This window comes from Hyella patelloides LEGE 07179 (assembly GCF_900659865.1).
GTDB lineage: Bacteria > Cyanobacteriota > Cyanobacteriia > Cyanobacteriales > Xenococcaceae > Hyella > Hyella patelloides.
This window is the reverse complement of record NZ_LR213783.1, coordinates 13,361-34,011: the sequence shown is the minus strand read 5'-3', so window position 1 is coordinate 34,011 and position 20,651 is coordinate 13,361. Positions and strand designations below refer to the sequence as shown.

At 37.6% G+C, this 20,651-nt stretch carries 23 protein-coding genes and 1 tRNA gene; 17 read left to right on the top strand and 7 right to left on the bottom strand.

Annotated elements, in window-relative coordinates; all coding sequences use genetic code 11:
- Positions 1-4 precede the first annotated feature (4 nt).
- The 3 genes from H1P_RS04825 to H1P_RS35765 all read left to right on the top strand — a co-directional run bounded on the left by H1P_RS04825 (position 5) and on the right by H1P_RS35765 (position 1,019).
- On the top strand, positions 5-205 hold the full coding sequence (locus H1P_RS04825) for a type II toxin-antitoxin system VapB family antitoxin (protein ID WP_144864690.1): 201 nt from the start codon (positions 5-7) through the stop codon (positions 203-205).
- Positions 202-600, top strand: a complete 399-nt coding sequence (locus H1P_RS04820; protein ID WP_144864688.1) for a PIN domain-containing protein — start codon at positions 202-204, stop codon at positions 598-600. The genes H1P_RS04825 and H1P_RS04820 overlap by 4 nt, the downstream gene beginning before the upstream one ends.
- 254 nt (positions 601-854) lie before the next feature.
- Entirely contained in the window at positions 855-1,019 is a 165-nt protein-coding gene (locus H1P_RS35765) for a hypothetical protein (RefSeq protein ID WP_186375836.1), read from the top strand.
- Between the two features lie 47 nt (positions 1,020-1,066).
- Here H1P_RS35765 and H1P_RS04815 read toward each other — a convergent pair whose 3' ends face one another.
- Positions 1,067-2,032, bottom strand: coding sequence for a hypothetical protein (locus H1P_RS04815; RefSeq protein WP_144864686.1), 966 nt, complete (start codon positions 2,030-2,032; stop codon positions 1,067-1,069).
- Positions 2,033-2,358: 326 nt separating this feature from the next.
- Here H1P_RS04815 and H1P_RS04810 point away from each other — a divergent pair, with 326 nt between their 5' ends.
- From H1P_RS04810 to metK, 12 genes are all read left to right on the top strand, one after another.
- The gene (locus H1P_RS04810; protein ID WP_144864684.1) at positions 2,359-2,562 is read left to right on the top strand and encodes a hypothetical protein; all 204 of its coding nucleotides are present in this window, start codon (positions 2,359-2,361) and stop codon (positions 2,560-2,562) included.
- Between the two features lie 15 nt (positions 2,563-2,577).
- Entirely contained in the window at positions 2,578-3,216 is a 639-nt protein-coding gene (hisG, locus tag H1P_RS04805; RefSeq protein ID WP_144864682.1) for an ATP phosphoribosyltransferase, read from the top strand.
- A 131-nt stretch (positions 3,217-3,347) separates the two neighbouring features.
- Positions 3,348-4,343, top strand: coding sequence for a DNA-methyltransferase (locus H1P_RS04800; protein ID WP_144864680.1), 996 nt, complete (start codon positions 3,348-3,350; stop codon positions 4,341-4,343).
- A complete protein-coding gene (locus H1P_RS04795) occupies positions 4,340-4,801 on the top strand; it encodes a BglII/BstYI family type II restriction endonuclease (protein WP_222426934.1) in 462 nt (153 codons plus the stop codon). Before H1P_RS04800 ends, H1P_RS04795 begins: the two co-directional genes overlap by 4 nt.
- 170 nt (positions 4,802-4,971) lie before the next feature.
- Positions 4,972-5,931, top strand: a complete 960-nt coding sequence (locus H1P_RS04790) for an aldo/keto reductase (RefSeq protein WP_144864678.1) — start codon at positions 4,972-4,974, stop codon at positions 5,929-5,931.
- Between the two features lie 95 nt (positions 5,932-6,026).
- Positions 6,027-6,332, top strand: a complete 306-nt coding sequence (locus H1P_RS04785; protein WP_144864676.1) for a hypothetical protein — start codon at positions 6,027-6,029, stop codon at positions 6,330-6,332.
- Positions 6,333-6,737: 405 nt separating this feature from the next.
- Entirely contained in the window at positions 6,738-8,270 is a 1,533-nt protein-coding gene (gene psbB, locus H1P_RS04780) for a photosystem II chlorophyll-binding protein CP47 (RefSeq protein WP_144864674.1), read from the top strand.
- Between the two features lie 133 nt (positions 8,271-8,403).
- On the top strand, positions 8,404-8,499 hold the full coding sequence (locus H1P_RS04775) for a photosystem II reaction center protein T (protein ID WP_144864672.1): 96 nt from the start codon (positions 8,404-8,406) through the stop codon (positions 8,497-8,499).
- Positions 8,500-8,710: 211 nt separating this feature from the next.
- Positions 8,711-9,241, top strand: a complete 531-nt coding sequence (gene nrdR, locus H1P_RS04770; RefSeq protein ID WP_144864670.1) for a transcriptional regulator NrdR — start codon at positions 8,711-8,713, stop codon at positions 9,239-9,241.
- Between the two features lie 533 nt (positions 9,242-9,774).
- A complete protein-coding gene (locus tag H1P_RS04765) occupies positions 9,775-10,914 on the top strand; it encodes a 30S ribosomal protein S1 (protein WP_144864668.1) in 1,140 nt (379 codons plus the stop codon).
- Between the two features lie 520 nt (positions 10,915-11,434).
- Entirely contained in the window at positions 11,435-12,172 is a 738-nt protein-coding gene (locus H1P_RS04760) for an HAD family hydrolase (RefSeq protein ID WP_144864666.1), read from the top strand.
- Positions 12,173-12,409: 237 nt separating this feature from the next.
- On the top strand, positions 12,410-13,663 hold the full coding sequence (gene metK, locus H1P_RS04755; protein ID WP_144864664.1) for a methionine adenosyltransferase: 1,254 nt from the start codon (positions 12,410-12,412) through the stop codon (positions 13,661-13,663).
- Between the two features lie 524 nt (positions 13,664-14,187).
- Here the strand turns inward: metK and H1P_RS04750 are convergent.
- The 4 genes from H1P_RS04750 to H1P_RS04735 form a co-directional block, all read right to left on the bottom strand.
- Positions 14,188-14,820, bottom strand: a complete 633-nt coding sequence (locus tag H1P_RS04750) for a LysE family translocator (protein ID WP_144864662.1) — start codon at positions 14,818-14,820, stop codon at positions 14,188-14,190.
- A 508-nt stretch (positions 14,821-15,328) separates the two neighbouring features.
- Entirely contained in the window at positions 15,329-15,802 is a 474-nt protein-coding gene (locus H1P_RS04745) for a host attachment protein (RefSeq protein WP_144864660.1), read from the bottom strand.
- Between the two features lie 202 nt (positions 15,803-16,004).
- Entirely contained in the window at positions 16,005-16,802 is a 798-nt protein-coding gene (locus H1P_RS04740) for a TrmH family RNA methyltransferase (protein WP_222426933.1), read from the bottom strand.
- Between the two features lie 48 nt (positions 16,803-16,850).
- Positions 16,851-16,935, bottom strand: a tRNA-Leu gene (locus tag H1P_RS04735).
- 225 nt (positions 16,936-17,160) lie between these two features.
- On the opposite strand from H1P_RS04735, the gene murA reads away from it, so the two are divergent.
- The gene (gene murA, locus H1P_RS04730; RefSeq protein WP_186375842.1) at positions 17,161-18,495 is read left to right on the top strand and encodes a UDP-N-acetylglucosamine 1-carboxyvinyltransferase; all 1,335 of its coding nucleotides are present in this window, start codon (positions 17,161-17,163) and stop codon (positions 18,493-18,495) included.
- Here the strand turns inward: murA and H1P_RS04725 are convergent, their stop codons facing one another.
- On the bottom strand, positions 18,496-18,888 hold the full coding sequence (locus H1P_RS04725; RefSeq protein WP_144864656.1) for an SMI1/KNR4 family protein: 393 nt from the start codon (positions 18,886-18,888) through the stop codon (positions 18,496-18,498).
- 13 nt (positions 18,889-18,901) lie between these two features.
- Entirely contained in the window at positions 18,902-19,054 is a 153-nt protein-coding gene (locus H1P_RS35760; protein WP_186375835.1) for a hypothetical protein, read from the bottom strand.
- A 102-nt stretch (positions 19,055-19,156) separates the two neighbouring features.
- Between H1P_RS35760 and H1P_RS04720 the strand changes: the two genes are divergently transcribed.
- Positions 19,157-20,647 carry an AAA family ATPase gene (locus H1P_RS04720; RefSeq protein ID WP_144864655.1) on the top strand — a complete coding sequence of 497 codons (1,491 nt, stop codon included), beginning with the start codon at positions 19,157-19,159 and terminating at the stop codon, positions 20,645-20,647.
- Positions 20,648-20,651: the final 4 nt, after the last annotated feature.

The window sequence follows — 20,651 nt, the reverse complement described above, 5'->3', positions numbered from 1 at the left end:
ACAGATGGCGACTAATTTAGAAATTGACAATGAATTAATCCAAGAAGCCTTAAAACTAGGCGGGCATCGCACCAAACGTGCTGTGGTAGAAGCAGCTTTACAAGAATACGTTCAACGGCGCAAGCAACTCAAAATTACTGAATTATTTGGGACAATCGAATACGAAGATGACTATGACTATCAAGAACAACGTCGCCAGTCATGAAGGTCATAGTTGATACTTCTGTTTGGTCATTAGCATTAAGACGACAGCAGCAAAATAATTCAATAGCCAATAAACTTCGCGATTTCATTGGTGATGGAAGGATAATTCTTCTTGGTGCAGTTAGACAGGAAATTTTGTCTGGTATCAAGCACCAAGTACAGTTTGACAAACTAAAAGATAATCTTCGAGCCTTCCCCGATTTATTGTTAGACATTGAAGATCGTGAATTAGCAGCAGACTATTTTAATATTTGTTGTCGCAATGGTATTCAAGGAGCAAATGCTGACTTTCTAATTTGTGCAACTGCAAACCGCAGAAATTACGAAATTTTTACTACAGATAAGGACTTTATTGGTTTTAGCCAATATCTACCGATAGTTTTGACAAAATTTTAGCGATCGCCTGCGTCCCATCCTTACCACTAGCTTAACTACGTTCACGAAGTCAGAAATCTGAAGTCTGCCCTAAAGGATTCCCTTCGGTCAAGTCTGAAGTTTTACCTCTGAGGCGAAGGAGCGAGGATTCAATACTTGAATATATTTTGTTTCTCTTCGCCTAAAATGGCGAGGCGCATACTCCAACTTCGGGCTTTATCTAACTCCTGACTCCTGACTCTATCCTCCTGACTCCTGACTTCAGCCCGAAGGGCGTGGTAATCGGCTTATTACCCCTGGCATTTAGCGATCCTAAATGGTTTCCCTTCTGTATGGCAATTATCTTCGGCTTAATTTCTTCAACTCTGATTGCCTTTTTTGTAGTCCCAGGTTTGTATCTACAGTTGACTTCTAATAAGACAGTTGGGCAAGAAGAATAGGTAAGTAAATGGGAAGAGAGTAATTGCTTTAGTAATATTCTAGTTATTCAAAACGGAATGTCTTCATTTTTCTGAATACCCTCTTTCGCCAACTGTTCAATAATTTGAGGTGAGGTATTTGAATTATTAGCTACTTGTTGACGAATATCTCTATTTTTATCAACAGCTAATTTTGTCAAAACAACTTCTGTCGCACTAGAGTTGCCAGCAATAAAATAACGCAATCTATTATCATCACTAGCTGCACATATCTCCATCAACTCATTAGGAATGTTTCGATTTCTAGCGACAGATTCGACAATGGTTTTGTTTTCACTTTCAAATAGCCTCCTTAACACTGTTTCAGGCGTTTGGCGATTTCTTGCCACTGCCTCACGAACCTGCCAATCCGAATCAAATGATAGCTGTTCGAGAATATGAATCGGAGTGCCAGAGTTGTTTGCTACTACATAACGAACATTCATATTTTTATCTTGAGCCAATTGACCTATAATTCTCAAAGCCGCATCAGGATGATTATTTACGGTTCGATTTATTGCTTTTTTTCCATATAGCCATTCAAAGTTTGGATCGGACATACAAACAGTTCCAGCCACAGAGACTCTAACATTCTTATCTATATCTTTAGCTAACTTATTTAAGAAATTAAGAGGAATATAATGGTTGCCAGCAATCTCGGAGCGTATCGATGCCTGAGAATGATTAACTGCCCACTCTATGAAAAATTGTGGAAATTTAGAGAGTGAATTCAAATAAAAAGAAGGTTCATTGCCTAATTTCTCTAAAAAATCAGGATTGCCCAAGAGAATTAGGCTTAAATTAGGGTGGTTTAAAACTTGTTCGGAATAATTTCTAAATAATTTAACTAATGTTTCTAGAGATGTATTTGGATGTGAGGCGATCGCTTTTTTGACTTCTTTATTTCCAGTTTTCATCAATTCATCTAGTTCTGCTGATGTAGCATCAGGTTTGATTATTAACTCATCAGAATATAGCGAACGATCATTGTCCATTGATTAATTTGTCGATTTTCTAGTCTCATATCAAAAATAGTACTACAGGAGAAGTTATATTATTGGATAATCTCTTGTAATATCCAATAACTAGCAAATGCGATGGCATCTACTAGCAACAGTTAATTCAGCATAAAGTTTGTTTGACTTTTGGTAATTGTAGATTATCTCAAAATAAAAAAGCGATCGCGACTTACTCAAGAATTGAATCGAATCCAAGAGAATAGCGATCGCCATTGTTTCATAGTTATTACCTATACTGCTTAACAGTAAATAAGGCTAGATATTGATTCTTAAATAGCTTAATGCTTTTTGGGAATCCGATTTTGTCATCACTGGTTTTTAACTTAACCGAGTCTCTAACATCACCTGAAATAATATATTTTCCTAGTCCTTTGGCAGCGATCAAACAAATTGAAGAATGGAAAATAAAACAAGTTGAATTCAAACCAAATCCAGAAATCAGACAATTATTTTATTTATTGGACTTGTGTCAGAATTCTAATCTACAATCTTGTGGTTACAGATAAATCTCATTCACCTAAATGATTACTATCGCTTTGCCTAAAGGCGCGTTACTTAAAGACAGTATCGAACTCTTTAAACAAGTAGGCTTAGATTTCAGCCTCTTTCTTGATAAAAGTAACCGTCAGCTACAAATTACTGACTCCACTAAAACAGCCCAGGCTTTACTTGTCAGGGCGCAAGATGTCCCTATCTACGTTGAATATGGTCAAGCGCAATTAGGTATTGTTGGTTATGATGTGTTGCGAGAAAAACAAGCTAATGTGGCAAATCTCACTGATTTACAATTTGGTTACTGTCGTCTATCTGTAGCTGTACCAAAATCTAGTACATATAGGCGATCGCAAGAATTACCCCCTCATGGTAGAGTAGCATCAAAATTCGTTAACTCTGCTTTAGAGCATTTTCACAACATTGACTTACCTATAGAAATTGTACCCTTATCAGGTTCGGTAGAATTAGGCCCCATTACAGGAATGTCCGAAGCAATTGTCGATTTAGTTTCTACTGGTAAAACTTTAAAAGAAAACGGCTTAATTGAAATTGATGTTTTATACGAAAGCACCGCAAGATTAGTTGCTCATCCCCTTAGTTATCGTTTAAATAGAGATAATTTAGACCAGTTAGTAGCCAAAGTAAATAAGATAATTAATGACTAAAATTAGATTGTTTTAAATGTCTGATTTATGGATATGCGATCGCTGTAATTAACAAAAAAAATTATAACATTTTTAACTCTCTTAATTAGCTCAATATGCTAGTCTTTGTAAGATATTTTGATACGGATTGAATGAATAACCCATCTCTTTTTCCGAAATACACATCTATTGAAACGGAATTCAATACTGATGCCAACTTAGTATTAAAATTAGGAGATGTTGAAGATTTTCTCTCAACTATTCCTGATAATTCTATAACTCTAATAGTTACTTCTCCACCATATAATCTAGGCAAAAAATATGAAAAGCGTATTGCTATAGAAACTTATTTAGAACAGCAAAAACCAATTATAAAACAACTCTATCGAATACTCAAAGAAGATGGAAGTATCTGTTGGCAAGTAGGAAATTATGTAGATAAAGGAGAAGTTTTTCCTTTAGATATTTTTTATTACCAAATTTTTAAAGAATATAACTTATTTCTCAGAAATCGCATTATTTGGCATTTTGGCCATGGTCTTCACGCTTCTAAAAAGTTTTCTGGGCGTTATGAAACAATTTTATGGTTTACAAAAAGCAAAGAGTACTTATTTAATTTAGATGCGGTCAGAGTACCTTCTAAATACCCTGGAAAACGCCACTATAAAGGTAAAAATAAAGGTAAGCCTTCAGGTAATCCTAAAGGTAAAAATCCCTCTGATTTTTGGGAAATAGCGATTAATGAATGGGCAAAAGAAGTTTGGGAAATTCCTAATGTGAAATCCAATCATCCAGAAAAAACGCTTCATCCGTGTCAATATCCTGTAGAGCTAGTAGAAAGATGTGTTTTAGCTTTAACTAATGAACATGATTGGGTATTCGATCCTTTTGCTGGCGTTGGTTCATCTTTAATTGCAGCTATCAAACACAATCGTAAAGCTATTGGATGTGAAAAAGAAAGTCAGTATATAGAAATAGCCCATCAAAGAATTAATTCTTACTTTGAAGGAACACTTCGTACCCGACCAATGGGAAAACCTGTTCACAAACCCGTAGGAAAAGATAAAGTAAGTCAAGTCCCTCAAGAGTGGCAAAAAGCCGAATCAGAACAAATGAAGTTATTTGAAAAAAAGGGTACATCTAAGTGATTATTGGCGGACTTTATTCCTTCAAAAATGGAAAAGAAATCATAGAGCAAAAATTTCCTAACGAATTACAAGAAGTACAAATAATTATTCAAAGTATTGATGCTCAACAACTAAAAAATAAAACAAGCAAAGAGAAAACAATGCAAGGCAGAATGTTATACAGCCCTCCAGGTTTAAACAAAGCCTTTAAATCAGAATTTGATCGAAGAAATTGGTATAAAGAAAAAATATATTGTGATTATCAAGATTACAACTATTACGCTCCTGGTTTTAATCCTTATGTCCCTTCTGGAAGACAAAAACTCTATCGAGAAATGGACTTTCTCAAAAATCGCGTCGGAGTAGAAGTTCAATTTGGTAAATACGCATTTATGGCTTATAACGTGTGTGCCAAGATGACTATTTTTCACAATCTTGATTTTATTGATGTCGGAATTGAAATTGTTCCTCTAAAATAATTAGCTGATGAAATGTCTACAGGTGTTTCTTACTCTGAGCAAATAGTTTGGGACTTGGAACAAAGAGGCGTTGCGGATATTGATATTCCTGTTTTGGTAATGGGTATTGCTCCCTGAATCGCTATCATTCTTGGTAAGCACTCATCATATTTTATTCTCAATAAATAACAATGCAAACCAGACAATTAGGACAATCCGATCTGCAAATTACCCCCATTATTATGGGAACATGGCAAGCAGGTAAAAAGATGTGGGCAGGAATTGAAGACAAGGAAACTACCAAAGCTATTCGTACCGCTTACGAAGCAGGAATTACCACCATTGACACTGCTATAGTTTACGGTGCAGGTCATTCTGAAAGGATCGTAGCCAAAGCTCTATCTGATGTTCGAGATAAAGTAGTTTACGCTTCTAAAGTATTTGCCGATCGCCTTAAATATGACAAAGTAATAGCATCTTGCGAAGAATCTCTAACCAATCTCAATACCGATTACATAGACTTATATCAGATTCATTGGCCCTCTGGTTCATTTAAATCAGAAGTTGTACCCATCTCAGAAACGATGGAGGCTTTAAATAAGCTTAAAGAGCAAGGCAAAATCAGAGCTATTGGTGTATCTAATTTCTCTGCTGTTCAGCTAGAAGAAGCATCACAATACGGCAGAATAGACAGTCTACAACCGCCCTATTCTCTATTTTGGCGACAAGTAGAAAGCGATGCTATGCCCTACTGTATTGACAACAATATTTCTATCTTGGCTTACTCTTCTTTGGCACAGGGAATATTAACAGGAAAATTTGGCGATCATCCTCAATTTGCTGAAGGGGATCATAGAGCAAAACACAAACTATTTCAACCAGAAAATTTTCAACGAGTGCAACAAGCTTTAAGAGAACTTAAACCTATTGCAGAGCAACATAACTGCACTTTGGCACAACTAGCTCTGGCTTGGCTGATTGCTCAACCTCAAACAAATGCGATCGCTGGAGCTCGCAATGCTCAACAAGTCGCTGACAATGCTCAGACTGTCAAAGTTACCCTTTCTCAAGAAGAAATTGCCAAAATAGACCAAATTGGTAAACAAGTTACCGACCACCTTGATAATAATCCTGTAATGTGGGACTGGTAATCAGGAATGAGGAACTAGGAATGAAGAAACCAACTACTGATTACTTCATCCTTAATCCTTAATCCTTCATCCTTGTAAAGAGTGGAGCTTTTGATGTGAAGTATTTTTTTCTTGCAGAAGGATGGACTTATGGAAGAGTCTGGGAATTTGGCGGATTGTGGAATCAATCCCTTTGGATGCGATCGCCAGAAATTACTAAGCTTGATTGCGCCATAATGCAAAAAGAAGAAATACTTTGGCTTTATCAAGTAGAAGATGCTGTAATCATGATCGAAGTTTACCCAGAATCTCCCGAATCTCAACCCACTATTGGGCAGGTAGTCTTAAAGCGTCTAATCTCGGCAGAGCAAGCCATAGAGATGCTTCATCAAGCCGAAAAATTGCTAAAATACCTCCCATAACTTTTAGTTTTAAGCTGGCATTACCTACGAGTAAATTTTTGACTTGCTACTCTTTCAATACATCACGACATCACGACTTCGTCTGTTACTTAATTTTCTATCTCCCACTCCCCATGAAATACTTTTTATTTTGTTACAAAACTTAATTTTTACCAATAACAATCGTTATTTCTTGCAATAGGTTCTAACAATAGTTACACTTCTTTAAATAATAGGAAAAAAAGACATCCTAGAATAAGTCGATCTTTCTTCTGCTTTAGGTCATTTTTACTGACCGAGCCAGAGCATAAGACAAAAAAATACAAATTAGAACATAAAGCTGAACGGTACTCCGCTTTTTCTAAGTAGAAACTTCGGTTCACTTAATCTAACTAAATAAATTACTCAACAGGAGGAGTGTAGTCAATGGGACTACCTTGGTATAGGGTTCACACAGTCGTCCTGAATGATCCAGGTCGTCTAATTTCGGTTCACTTAATGCACACTGCTTTAGTAGCAGGTTGGGCTGGTTCAATGGCTCTTTTTGAGCTAGCAACTTTCGATCCTAGTGACGCTGTTCTCAATCCCATGTGGCGACAAGGGATGTTCGTGTTACCTTTCATGGCACGTTTGGGCGTAACTGGTTCTTGGGGTGGCTGGAGTGTCACTGGAGAAACCGGTGTTAACCCTGGTTTCTGGTCATTTGAAGGAGTTGCGATCGCTCATATCGTACTCTCTGGTTTATTATTCCTAGCTGCTGTATGGCACTGGGTATATTGGGATTTAGAATTATTCGTCGATCCTCGTACTGGTAAGCCCGCTTTGGACTTACCCAAAATGTTTGGCATCCATTTATTTTTATCTGGTTTACTTTGCTTTGGTTTTGGTGCATTCCACCTAACTGGTCTTTGGGGGCCTGGAATGTGGATAAGTGATGGTTATGGTCTAATAGGTCATGCCCAGGGAGTAGCCCCAGAATGGGGACCTGCTGGGTTTAACCCCTTTAACCCTGGTGGCGTAGTAGCTCACCATATTGCTGCTGGTGTTGTTGGTATTATTGCTGGTTTATTCCACCTCAGTGTTCGACCTCCCGAAAGGCTCTACAAAGCCTTACGTATGGGGAACATTGAAACTGTACTTTCTAGCTCTATCGCAGCAGTATTTTTCGCAGCTTTCATCGTTACAGGTACTATGTGGTACGGTAACGCAACTACTCCCATCGAATTATTCGGTCCTACTCGTTATCAATGGGATCAAGGCTACTTCCAGCAAGAAATTGCTCGTCGTGTAGATACTGCAATCGCTGATGGCGCAACTGAATCTGAAGCTTGGTCGGCAATTCCTGAAAAACTAGCTTTCTACGACTATGTAGGTAATAGCCCCGCAAAAGGTGGTTTATTCCGTACTGGTGCAATGGATGGTGGTGATGGTATTGCTCAAGAATGGTTGGGACACGCAGTCTTCACTGACAGCGAAGGACGTGAACTATTTGTACGTCGTATGCCTAACTTTTTTGAAACTTTCCCCGTTGTGTTAGCTGATGCTGATGGTATTATTCGTGCGGATATTCCTTTCCGTCGTGCAGAATCTAAATACAGCATGGAACAAAGTGGCGTTAGCGTTTCCTTTTACGGTGGTGCTTTAGGTGGGCAAACTTTTACCGAGCCTCGACAGGTTAAGAAATATGCTCGTAAAGCTCAGTTGGGAGAATCATTTGCTTTTGACACCGAAACTCTAGCCTCTGATGGTGTATTCCGTACCAGTCCCCGTGGTTGGTTTACATTTGGTCATGCTGTATTTGCGCTTCTCTTCTTCTTTGGTCATATTTGGCATGGTTCTCGTACTTTATATCGAGACGTATTTGCTGGTGTTGACCCCGAATTAGAAGAACAACAAGTAGAATGGGGATTCTATGCGAAAGTTGGTGACAAATCATCTCGTCGCCAAGAGCCTATCTAGGCTGAGTTTAGTGAACAATCACACAAACTAATCTATCGGAGAAGAGCGATCGAGTAATTTGAAGTATTGTTAAGTTCCTCGATACTCTTCTTTTCTTGATAAAATATAAAGTAACAAACAACTAGGAGCAGACATGGAAAGCGTCGCTTACATATTAGTCCTGACTATGATGATTTCTGTTTTATTTTTCGCAGTGGCATTTCGTGAACCACCCCGTATTGAAAAATAAACAGCAAACAAAAGTTAAATATTTTTAATTTTTCTTGCGATTCTGAGTCAATTGCCATTCTAATCTGTATTACAAAGATTAAGATGTGGTAAGAGGCTCAGATTTTTGCAATTTAGTTATTTTATCTTTATAAATTAAATCTGACTAGAAAATAATCGACAATCTCCCTTGCTGGAATTTCTCGATCTAGCTACTATTCTTAAACATAATTATGTTGTGTCCTAATTGTCAGCATACAGAAAGTCGAGTTTTAGAATCTCGCTCTACAGAAGGTAAGCAAAGTATTCGCCGTCGCCGAGAATGCCTTCAGTGCAAGCAACGTTTTACAACTTACGAAAGAATTGAATTAGTACCAATTACAGTGATTAAAAGAGATGGTAGCAGAGAATCTTTTGATCGCTTTAAATTAATTAGAGGTATTATGAGAGCTTGTGAGAAAACTGGTATCACCCATCAAAAAATTGAAAGCATAGTGGATGAGATAGAAGCCAAGTTGCAGCAAAGCACAGAACGAGAATTTTCGAGCAACGAAATAGGAGAATTGGTATTAAAGTATTTACGTCGGGAAAATGAAGTAGCTTATATTAGGTTTGCTTCAGTATATCGTCAGTTTCAAGGTATTAAAGATTTTATTGAGACTTTACATGATTTGCAACAAGAAACTTGGGAAAAAGATCGTCCTAAATGGCAAAAATCCGACAATTCTAGAGATCGCAATGCGATACTAGACTGTTACTCATAATCTCATAATAGGCTTAATTCTCAAAAAATCCGTCAACACTCGCTCTCGGAATATGCGTTTTCTTAAAGAAGAGTATCGAGAAGCATTTGGTAAGTTCGCGAATGTGCGAGGTCTCCAAGGGAAGTTTAAGTCGGACGCTTGTACCCAAAACGACGGGCATAAACCCCCAAATGCGATGGGATAAACACCGAATACGACGGGTGTAAACACGAAGATGCGATGGGTGTAAACACCGAATACGAAGGAAATAAAAGGCTTACAGCAACGCGGGGTCTTTCCTCATTTCCTCCAGTCAAAAAAAGCACAAAAACATTTGTGTAGCTTCCAAAAAAAGCTACAATGTCATAATGGGTAATCGCAGCCAAAAAATGAAGGCACTATTATTATCTATCATACAAGTAGTTAGTAAAAACCCTATATTGCGATTACTAACAGACAAATGTGGGTGTAGGCTACACGATCTTATAGAGAGTGTACATCGGCAGGAGGCACGTTAACCAAGGAGATACAAAAACAAGGAATTACAAAAGCACATGGTCAATCAGCAATTAACAAGTAAGAAAGATATCGGTTTTACTCACGAAGATTTCGCAGCCCTTCTCGATAAGTATGACTACCACTTTAGTCCTGGGGATGTGGTAGCAGGTACAGTATTCAACATGGAACCAAGAGGGGCCCTGATTGACATCGGTGCCAAAACAGCAGCCTACATCCCCATTCAGGAAATGTCTATCAACCGAGTTGATGACCCTTCTGAAGTTCTCCAAGCTGATGAGACTAGAGAGTTTTTCATTCTTACCGATGAAAACGAAGACGGACAATTAACCCTTTCCATCAGACGTATTGAGTATATGCGTGCTTGGGAAAGAGTCAGACAGCTACAACAAGAAGACGCGACAGTCCGTTCTAACGTATTTGCCACTAACCGTGGTGGTGCATTAGTCAGAATTGAAGGACTTAGAGGTTTTATTCCTGGCTCTCATATTAGTGCAAGAGAAGCTAAAGAAGATTTAGTAGGAGAAGATTTACCCCTCAAATTCCTCGAAGTTGACGAAGAACGTAATCGCCTGGTATTAAGCCATCGTCGTGCATTGGTAGAGCGCAAGATGAATGGTTTAGAAGTAGGTCAGGTAGTAGTTGGTTCAGTCAGAGGAATCAAACCTTATGGTGCATTTATCGACATCGGTGGCGTCAGCGGACTGCTTCACATCTCTGAAATTTCTCATGACCACATTGACACACCTCATAGTGTATTTAATGTTAATGATGAGTTAAAAGTGATGATTATTGACTTAGATGCTGAAAGAGGACGTATTTCTCTCTCAACTAAGCAGCTAGAACCAGAACCAGGTGATATGCTCAAAAATCGCGATCTAGTATTTGAAAAAGCTGACGAGATGGCCGAAAAATATCGTCGTAAATTACTCGCAGAAGCAGAAGGAGTAACCCTAGAAGAAGAAGAAATCCCTACTGCTAGTGAAGAAGAAGAAGTTGTCGTAGAGGAAGAAACTACTGCTAGTGAAGAAGAAGAAGTTGTCGTAGAGGAAGAAACTACTGCTAGTGAAGAAGAAGAAGTTGTCGTAGAGGAAGAAACTACTGCAACTGAATCAACAGAAGCAGTAGCAGTAGAAACTACTCTCACTGAAGAAGTAGATGCCACAGAAGAAGAGTAAATTACTAATTCATAATTAATTAGATTTAAACTAAAGTAGAGGGTAATACCCTCTATTTTTTTGATGAGGTAGTTTTTTAACCCCAATACCAGCAAGAATCATCTTAAGTTCTGTTTAAATATGATGTTGAAAACAGATTCTGCGTGAGCACCTCATCCCTCTTTTATTATTATGGAGCAATAAACCCAGAGGAATAGGGAAAACTAGCAAAAAACAAAGTCCTTCAAATGGTTATTAATTCTTACTTTATTCCCTATAGTTACAAAAACCTCAGCATCCCTCACGCTCAAAAGACAAGGGACTGTCACCTGAATTTAGTTCAGGTGAATGACAACGTCCCGCAGCCCCTCATATATCGAGTCTCTACAAGGTTTAACAGCTTTACTAATAAGTGATTTATGAGAACAGGATTTGGAATCATCCATTATTGCACCAACAAAGCAAAGCACCTACTCGTAAATACAGAGTTATCAATCTTCTTGTCCCAGTTCATCAATTCCAACCTACTAATTAATAACATATGGCAGAAATAGCCTGTAATGACGTAATATTTTCGGATATCAAAGCTATTTTTTTTGATAAAGATGGCACATTAGAAGATTCTCGTCTTTTTCTACAGGAATTAGCCCAAGAAAGAGTTAATCAAATTGCCATTTCAATGCCCCAAATTGCCGATAGCTTGCTAATTGCTTTAGGAGTTACAGACAATGGTTTAGATCCCAAGGGGTTAATGGCAGTGGGCAGCAGGGAAGAAAATGAATTAGCTGCTGCTGCTTATATTGCTAGTAGTGGTTGTGGTTGGTTTGCAGCCAAAGAGCTTGCTCATAGAGCCTTTGATAAAGTAGCAAACAAAGTAATGCCAAACAGAAAATCTTCTCCGATGTTTCCTGGTAGTTTGGAGGTACTTAAATCTTTAGCAGCGACTAATTTAAAACTAGGTATTATTTCTGCTGATTCTACGGTTGGAATCAAAACTTTTGTGGAGAGAGAACAGATTAATTCTTACTTTCAGTTGCTCTTAGGTAGCGATCGCATTTTAAGCAAACCCAGTCCTTTATTATATTTGAAAGCTTGCCAAATGTTAAATGTGCAACCCTATAATACTCTCATGGTAGGAGATTCTTTAGGAGATATTTTAATGGCACAACAAGCTAATGCTAGAGGTACAATTGGTATTTCTTGGGATAATCCAACCGCAAAACATTTGGACTCAGCTACAGTAATAATTGATAATTTAGACGTAATAAAAGTTTTTTAAGCTTCAAATACTCAAAAACCCAAAATATTAGCCGATTACAGACGGCAGTCACAATATTCTGAGGAAACCTTAGCATCCCTCACCTTCAAATCAAATGCAGTTTATCCTTAAATGTATTCAATTGTTCAAATAAGGTTATTATCTTAATACAATACACATAATTATTCGTCTTGTATGATGTAAACTTGACCTTAACATTCGATACTAGTTCCAGAATCAAGGGAGGACTCGATCAAATTGTCTAAACGTTATTTATTTACATCAGAATCCGTCACAGAGGGTCATCCCGATAAAATTTGCGATCAGATTTCTGATACTATCCTAGATGCCTTACTAAACCAAGATAGCATGAGTCGTGTGGCTGCGGAAGTAGTAGTTAATACAGGCTTAGTTTTAATCACAGGCGAAATCACTTCTAAAGCGCAAGTTAACTTTGTGGATTTAGCTCGTCAAAAAATTGCTGAAATTGGCTATGTTCACGGAGAAAATGGCTTTTCTGCCGATAGTTGCTCTATTTTAGTCGCTTTAGATGAACAATCTCCTGATATATCTCAGGGTGTTACAGCAGCCCAAGAACAAAGGGATCGATTAAGCGATGATGAATTAGATAAGATTGGTGCTGGCGATCAAGGTATTATGTTTGGTTATGCTTGTAATGAAACACCTGAATTAATGCCTTTACCTATTAGTTTGGCACATCGGATGTCTCGCCGTTTAGCAACAGTGCGAAAGAGTGGCGAATTATCTTATCTTCGTCCTGATGGTAAAACTCAGGTATCAGTAATTTACGAAGATGGTAAACCAGTAGGCATTGACACGATTTTAATTTCTACTCAGCACACTGAATCTATTGGAGATATCACCGAAGGTAATGCAGTCCAGCAGAAAATCAGTGGTGACCTTTGGAAAATAGTCGTACAACCTGTTTTTGCTGATTTAACAATCAAACCTGATAATAACACCCGCTTCTTGGTTAACCCTACTGGAAAGTTTGTCATTGGTGGCCCTCAAGGAGATTCTGGTCTAACAGGAAGAAAAATTATTATTGATACCTATGGCGGTTATTCTCGTCATGGTGGTGGTGCTTTTTCTGGTAAAGACCCCACAAAAGTAGATCGTAGTGCTTCTTATGCTTGTCGTTATGCAGCAAAAAATCTTGTAGCTGCGGGTTTGGCAGATAAGTGTGAGGTACAGGTTAGTTATGCTATTGGTGTGGCTAGACCCGTTAGTATTTTCTTAGAAACTTTTGGTACGGCAAAAATTGATGAAGATCAATTACTAGAAATAGTTAAAGAACATTTTGAATTGCGTCCTGCGGGAATTATCCAAACTTTCGATCTCAGAAATTTACCAGCAGAGAGAAATGGTCGTTTTTATCAAGATGTAGCTGCTTACGGACATTTTGGTAGAACGGATTTAGATTTACCTTGGGAAAGAACAGATAAAGCAGCTTTGTTGAAAGAATATGCCTTATCTAAGTCTGCTGTTTAGTAAAAAAAATCAAATTAAAAATTACATATTAAGGTATTAGGTTGAACTTAGTACCTGTTTTTTTTCAGGGTGGCAAAATACCAGTGAAGCAGTTAATGAATATTTTCTAGCTAGGTGTTCGTGGTGTTTTGAGTGATGATAGTCATTCCCTCTTAGAGCTTGGATGATCTTTATTTATATCCTTGTAATACCAAATTCTGTTCTCATAAAACACTTAGTCAGTAAAACCGTTAAACCTTGTAGAGACGAGATATATGAGGGGCTGTCTCTTGAAATGAATTCAAGAGCAAGTATCGCCCCGTCATGTCTCTACACAAATATTATATGAGGAGTTTGACAATCGGATTTAGTATAAGGGGGCTGAGAGAGAGTTCAATAGTTTATTTGATAATTTAAGCCTCTTAATCCATAAACCTGGCGGAAAAAAATTTTTCACTTAGGGGATTAACCCAGTATTTTAGTCTAGACACGCTAGTAGGTTAGGTAGCACAAAGTAATACCTAACACAAGATAACCTTCACCGTTTATGAAGAATTTTCAGTAAGTGCAGCGCGTAATCCAAGACCAATAAAAATACTTCCCGTAACCCAACGTATCTTACTGGCAATAGCTTGACGAGTTTGAATCCATCTACCTATAACTCCAGAAAAGTAAGCAACTGGAAAATAGACTAACATCCCAAGTAACATAAAAACCACTCCCAAAATGAGCATCTGCAACTGAACTTTCCCAGCATTTACATCAACAAACTGTGGTAAAAATGCCAGAAAAAATAGTGTTGTTTTGGGATTGAGGATGCTAGATATGATGCTTTGTCTCAAAATTGTAGCTGTTGCAATTCTTTCATTTTTAGAAACAATTCTAAATTGGCGTTTATTTTGAATTGCTTGAATGCCAAGGTAGATCAGATATAACGCACCAAAATACTTTACTATCTGAAATGCAATTGCTGAGGACTGAATTAATGCAGAGAGTCCAACTACAGCAAATATAGTATGAGTAACATCACCAAGTGCATAACCCACAACTGTTACTATCGCTGCTTGCCGACCTTGGCTGATTCCGCGCCCCAGCATTGCCAGTAAGTCAGGTCCAGGTGTTGCTAATAGTAGCAGAGAAGCTACAGCGAATCTGCTAATTAGGTCGAAATTTATCATTGTATGAAGAGAAATTTCCGAAAAAACTGCTTGAACAATTTAGCAATGCCAATTGTCTTCGACATTATCTCTCAAAAACAGAACAAAGTTTGTGTATGGAATTACGCTTTTTGGTATCGGTAATTTGTTGCTGTTGTAAAAATTCTTTATTTACTACTAGAATATTCTTTTTTACAATCGCCCTCATTCCCACTTCAATGTTATTCGGGCTACCTATTTTCTAAGCCAGACAAATACCTAAAGGTAACGGAAGTTTTTGAGCAATTACTGATGCTACTAGTATTCCTCTACGAGGTAAATTTAAGACAATTCCCTTGAGAAGATTGCTGACAGTCTAAAAGCTTTTGTACTATTTTTTGCCCTGCATCCTGACAATTTAGCAGTATGGTATACACAGTAACAATTACCTTCAAATTGCTGATAAACTTGGAAGATATTTTTTTACTGCTTTAATCGTAACTATCAAACTTAAGACATTTATGAGTAATTCAGTTATGAAATCAATAATTTATCGTGGATAAAATACCTTTTGATAAGCTGGTATTAAATGTTTCTGAGCAAGATATTGATGAATTTGATTAGCACTAAAATGACTAATATCTTTAGATAATTCTTGAATCTGTAAATTTTTAAATAAAGTAGGAGTAAAAGATTTACGAATTAAATTAAGTATTTGAGGTTGGGCTATCAAAATTAGTTTTTGTCCTTGATGAATACGGACTAGATTAATTATTTCACTTGTAACTTTTTGAGCAAACTTACGTTCAAACTGATGTTGAGTATATTTTGTGTTTTTTAATTTTCGATAATGCCTATTGGTTATTTTAAACCAAAATCCTTGACAGTAGTCAGATGTACAGTAGGACAAATTTTCTTGTTCTACCAAATTGGGGCCAGACTCATACTCTGGCCATTCTGCCTCTTCAAGCGTAAAAAAACGAGCTTCACTGTTGTTGATTGCAACAACTATAAATTTATCCATGATTCAGATTATAACTATGGATTTATCACAATCAACATCTTATCAAGATTTTATTAATCTATTTATCTATTTATTAAATAAAGTTAAAATTTTATGATAATTTCTTAAAAACTACTTCTCAAAAAAGCATTATGTGAATTGAGTTACTGGGTTAAACTATAGCTCGATAATAAAATATTAGATTGACTAAAATCTTCTGACATCAAGACTTTTGACGTTGTCTTTTTGCTTCATAAAGCACTAGGGAAGTTGCGATCGCCACATTTAAAGATTCTACCTGGTTAGCTAAAGGAATAGTAATTTCTTCATCTGCTAGTGCTTTCAATTCTGGGGATAATCCCGCGCCTTCATTTCCTATCAATAATAGACTGGGACGAGTTAGATCGAGTTCCCAATAAGTTTTTTTTTCTTGGGGTACAGTAGCAATAATTTGGATACCTTGCTGTTGATGTTGTTTAACTATAGAAACTAAATCTAAAGTTACCGCTATTGGTACACGAAACCATTCTCCTACAGAAGCTCTTAATACTTTAGGGTTATCAAAATCTACACTATCTTGACTCAACCATAAACCATCAACTCCAGTAGCTACGGCAGTACGGATCATTGTTCCCAGATTACCAGGGTCTTGTAGTCTTTCAATCGCTAATCCTAGCTTTGTCTGGGAAATTACAGGGTTTTGAGCAGTCTTTCTGTCAGCAATAGCCACAATTCCATCAGGACTAACCGTAGTAGCAATAGCAGATAATACTTCTGGACTAACTAACTGTACTTTAGATCCTCTCATTACTATTTTTCGCCACAATTGCTGATGACGTTCCTGCCATTTTAGAGTACAAAATACAGTAACAAGAGGATAATTCTGATTTATGGCAGTGGTAATAATATTGTTACCTTCCAGCAATAACAGATTTTGCTTTTGTCTTTCTTTGGTGCGATGAAGCTTACGAACCTGCTTGATCAGAGGATTTTTGATGCTGGTTAATATTTGATTTGTCACTAGCTATTGACGGACAGCACAATCTTAAGTTAACACTTACTTGCTGAGTGCGGAACTCGGGACTTGAACCCGAATGTTCTAAGCGAACACTAGAATCTGAATCTAGCGCGTCTACCAATTCCGCCAGTTCCGCCCTGATAAAGTATTGGCACACAAACTTTTATTATCATTGGTTCTAAAATTATTGTCAAGCCAAAAAACTATCTCAAGACAGTGTTAAATATTTTTTGAGCAACATACAATTTTGACCACTTTCTTAAATCTACTCGATAGCACAAACTTAATTGATACCTTGTAGCCGAACAGCGATCGATAATTACGAATTAACAACCTGATTCATCACAAAATAAGCAAAAAACTGGAGGACAAGACCATTAACTCTATCTCTAACCTAACACAACCCTCTACTAAGGAAAGAAGTCAATCAGTGCTAGAAATTTGGGGGCGTAATCCTCTCCAGGGAAATGTCAAAATTAGCGGAGCTAAAAATTCTGCTTTAGTTTTGATGGCTGGCTCTCTACTGTGTCCTAAAGACTGTAGATTACGTAATGTGCCTTCTTTGGTTGATATTAGCCGTATGAGTCAAATTTTGACTTCTTTAGGCGTTAAATTAACTAAAAATGGTGATGTTTTAGATATCGATGCTAGAGATATTAATCCCACAGCAGCCCCCTACGATATCGTATCTCAACTGAGAGCTAGCTTTTTTGCAGTAGGGCCTTTGTTAGCAAGATTCGGCACAGTCAAAATTCCTCTTCCTGGAGGCTGTGATATTGGAGCAAGACCTGTTAAGCTTCATATTCAGGGTTTACAAGCGATGGGAGCAAGCGTTCTGATTGAGTCAGGAATCGTCCATGCTGATGTTAAAGGAAGCAACCGCAGACTCCAAGGAGCAAAAATCTATTTAGACTATCCTAGCGTTGGCGCGACAGAAACCCTGTTAATGGCAGCAACTCTGGCAGAAGGAGAAACTACCATCGAAAATGCTGCCCAAGAGCCAGAAATTGTTGATTTAGCTAATTTCTGTATTGCGATGGGGGCAAAAATTTATGGTGCTGGTACGAATAAAATTACCATTGTGGGAGTAGATCGCTTACACTCCGTAGACTATGCTGTGATTCCAGATCGCATTGAAGCAGGGACATTCTTAGTTGCGGGAGCAATTACCCATTCAGAGATTACTGTGTCTTCGGCGATCGCCGATCATTTAGTACCCGTAATCGCTAAATTAGAAGCAATAGGTTGTCGAATAATTAACGAGGGGGAAAATTGTTTACGCCTGATTCCTGGGGAATTAAAAGCTACAGACATTGAAACCTTACCCTATCCTGGCTTTCCTACGGATATGCAAGCTCAATTTATGGCATTGCTTTGTTTTAGTGAAGGTAATAGTGTTATTAGTGAAACTGTTTTTGAAAACCGCTTGCGTCATGTAGCAGAATTGCAACGTATGGGAGCAAATATCCGTCTTAAAGGCAATCATGCTTTAATTCAAGGTGTACCTTTCCTTTCTGGCGCGCCAGTAATGTCCACAGACTTAAGAGCCTCTGCTGCTCTAATTTTGGCAGGTTTAGCAGCCCAAGGGAAAACCATTGTTAGAGGTTTACATCACTTAGATCGAGGTTATGAAGATATAGAAAATAAATTAAGAAAATTAGGCGCAAGAATTGAACGTGTTACGGAAAGTAATTAGTTATTTATTTGTTTGTAGGGGCTGATGGTTATTCGCTCCTACAAAGTTGATTAATGATGAATAAATAATAAATATATTTTCTGGTATTTTCAGTAAATCGTCATCTACTTCATCGTTTTCAATAGTTTCTTTTTTATATTCTAAAAAATCTTCATTTTCCAAGATTATTTGGTCTATATTAGCCTTGGTAGACACATAAAGTGAACTATCACCTGCCAAAAAACCTGCACTATGACCAATTAAGCCAATAATTTTTCTATAACTTAACGGTAATTTTCCATATTCAGCCTCAATTTCCAAGATTTCTCTTTCACTACAACCATTGATTTCATCTTCACGGGCAATATTACGGACAATTAATTCGGCTTTTAATTGATCTATATTTTCTATCATTTTTTGTTCTTATCTAATCTATACGTTTTCCTTGAACAACATCCAGAGTGATTTCTGGTCTTCTTCTATAAAATTCTCTAATTGCTGAATCCGCACATGATGTACAAGAAGTTCTATCAACCACTAAGCGTATATTACCCGTAGATGAATCGGTTGTATCTCGCAAAATTTGTTCTAGTATTGTTATTGATTATTAGGGGTTTGAAATTGTCAAGCCCTTCTCCTTTAGAATAAATTCCAATAACAAAGTAAGTATTATAATTGCTCAATGAACTTTAGTAACGAACTTTCCTTACTCATGCGGGCTTGCTACCCCCTGATATATATACCCACTACAGAAGAAGAAAGACTAGAAAAAGCGATCGCCGAAACCCTAAAAACTATGAGCAATCGCAATGTCTACATCTGGGATTTTGTGGAAGGTTATGAAAATAATCCTAACAATCAAGGCTTTGGTAAACGCAATCCCTTACAAGCTTTAGAATTTATTGAAAAGTTACCTGAAAAAGTCGGTGGGGTATTTATCCTGCGTGATTTCCCGCGTTTTCTAGACGATGTTTCCATTTCTCGTAAACTACGTAACCTATCTCGTAGTTTAAAATCGCAACCAAAAAACATTGTGATTATCGCGCCTCAAGTGAGCATTCCCGAAGAATTAACCGAAATTTTCACCGTTTTAGACTTTCCTTTACCCAGTAGGGAAGAAATCAAACAAGAAATTAGCAGATTAATTTCCGCTACAGGACAACTACTGGCAGATAAACTACTAAACGATCTAGTACTCTCGGCCCAAGGGTTATCAATGGAAAGAATTAGAAGAGTTTTAACAAGAGCGATCGCTGCTCATGGTAAACTAGAAACCCCAGATGTCGAACTAATCCTCGAAGAAAAAAGACAATCGATTCGTCAAACGCAAATCCTCGACTTTTACCCCGCTACTGAAGAAATATCAGACATTGGAGGCTTAGATAATCTTAAAGACTGGTTACTCCGCAGAGGAGGCGCATTTAGCGAACAAGCCAGAGCCTACGGTTTACCCAATCCCAGAGGATTATTACTGGTGGGAATTCAAGGTACGGGAAAATCTCTCACCGCAAAAGCGATCGCTCATACTTGGCATTTACCCCTGCTACGCTTAGATGTGGGACGTTTATTTGCTGGTTTAGTAGGAGAATCAGAATCTCGTACCAGACAGATGATTAACCTTGCAGAAGCCCTTGCACCCTGTATACTTTGGATTGATGAGATTGATAAAGCCTTTGCTGGAGCAACAGGAAAAGGAGACGGCGGTACTACCAGTAGGGTTTTTGGCACGTTTATCACTTGGTTAGCAGAAAAACAATCCCCTGTATTTGTAGTTGCTACGGCTAATAATATCCAATCTTTACCTCCAGAAATACTGCGTAAAGGCAGATTTGACGAAATATTTTTTGTGGGCTTACCCTCTCAAACAGAAAGAGCAGCCATCTTTGAAGTACATTTAAGCAGATTACGCCCTCACAACCTGCAAAACTACGATCTCAAACGTCTTGCTTATGAAACCCCAGAATTTTCTGGTGCAGAAATCGAACAAACTCTAGTTGAAGCGATGCACATTGGTTTTAGTCAAAATCGCGACTTCACTAATGAAGATATCCTGGAAGCTGCAAGTCAAATAGTACCCCTAGCCAAAACCGCTCAAGAACAAATACAATTTTTACAAAATTGGGCAGCAGCAGGAAAAGCTCGTTTAGCTTCTCGCAACGATCGACTTCAATAAAAAA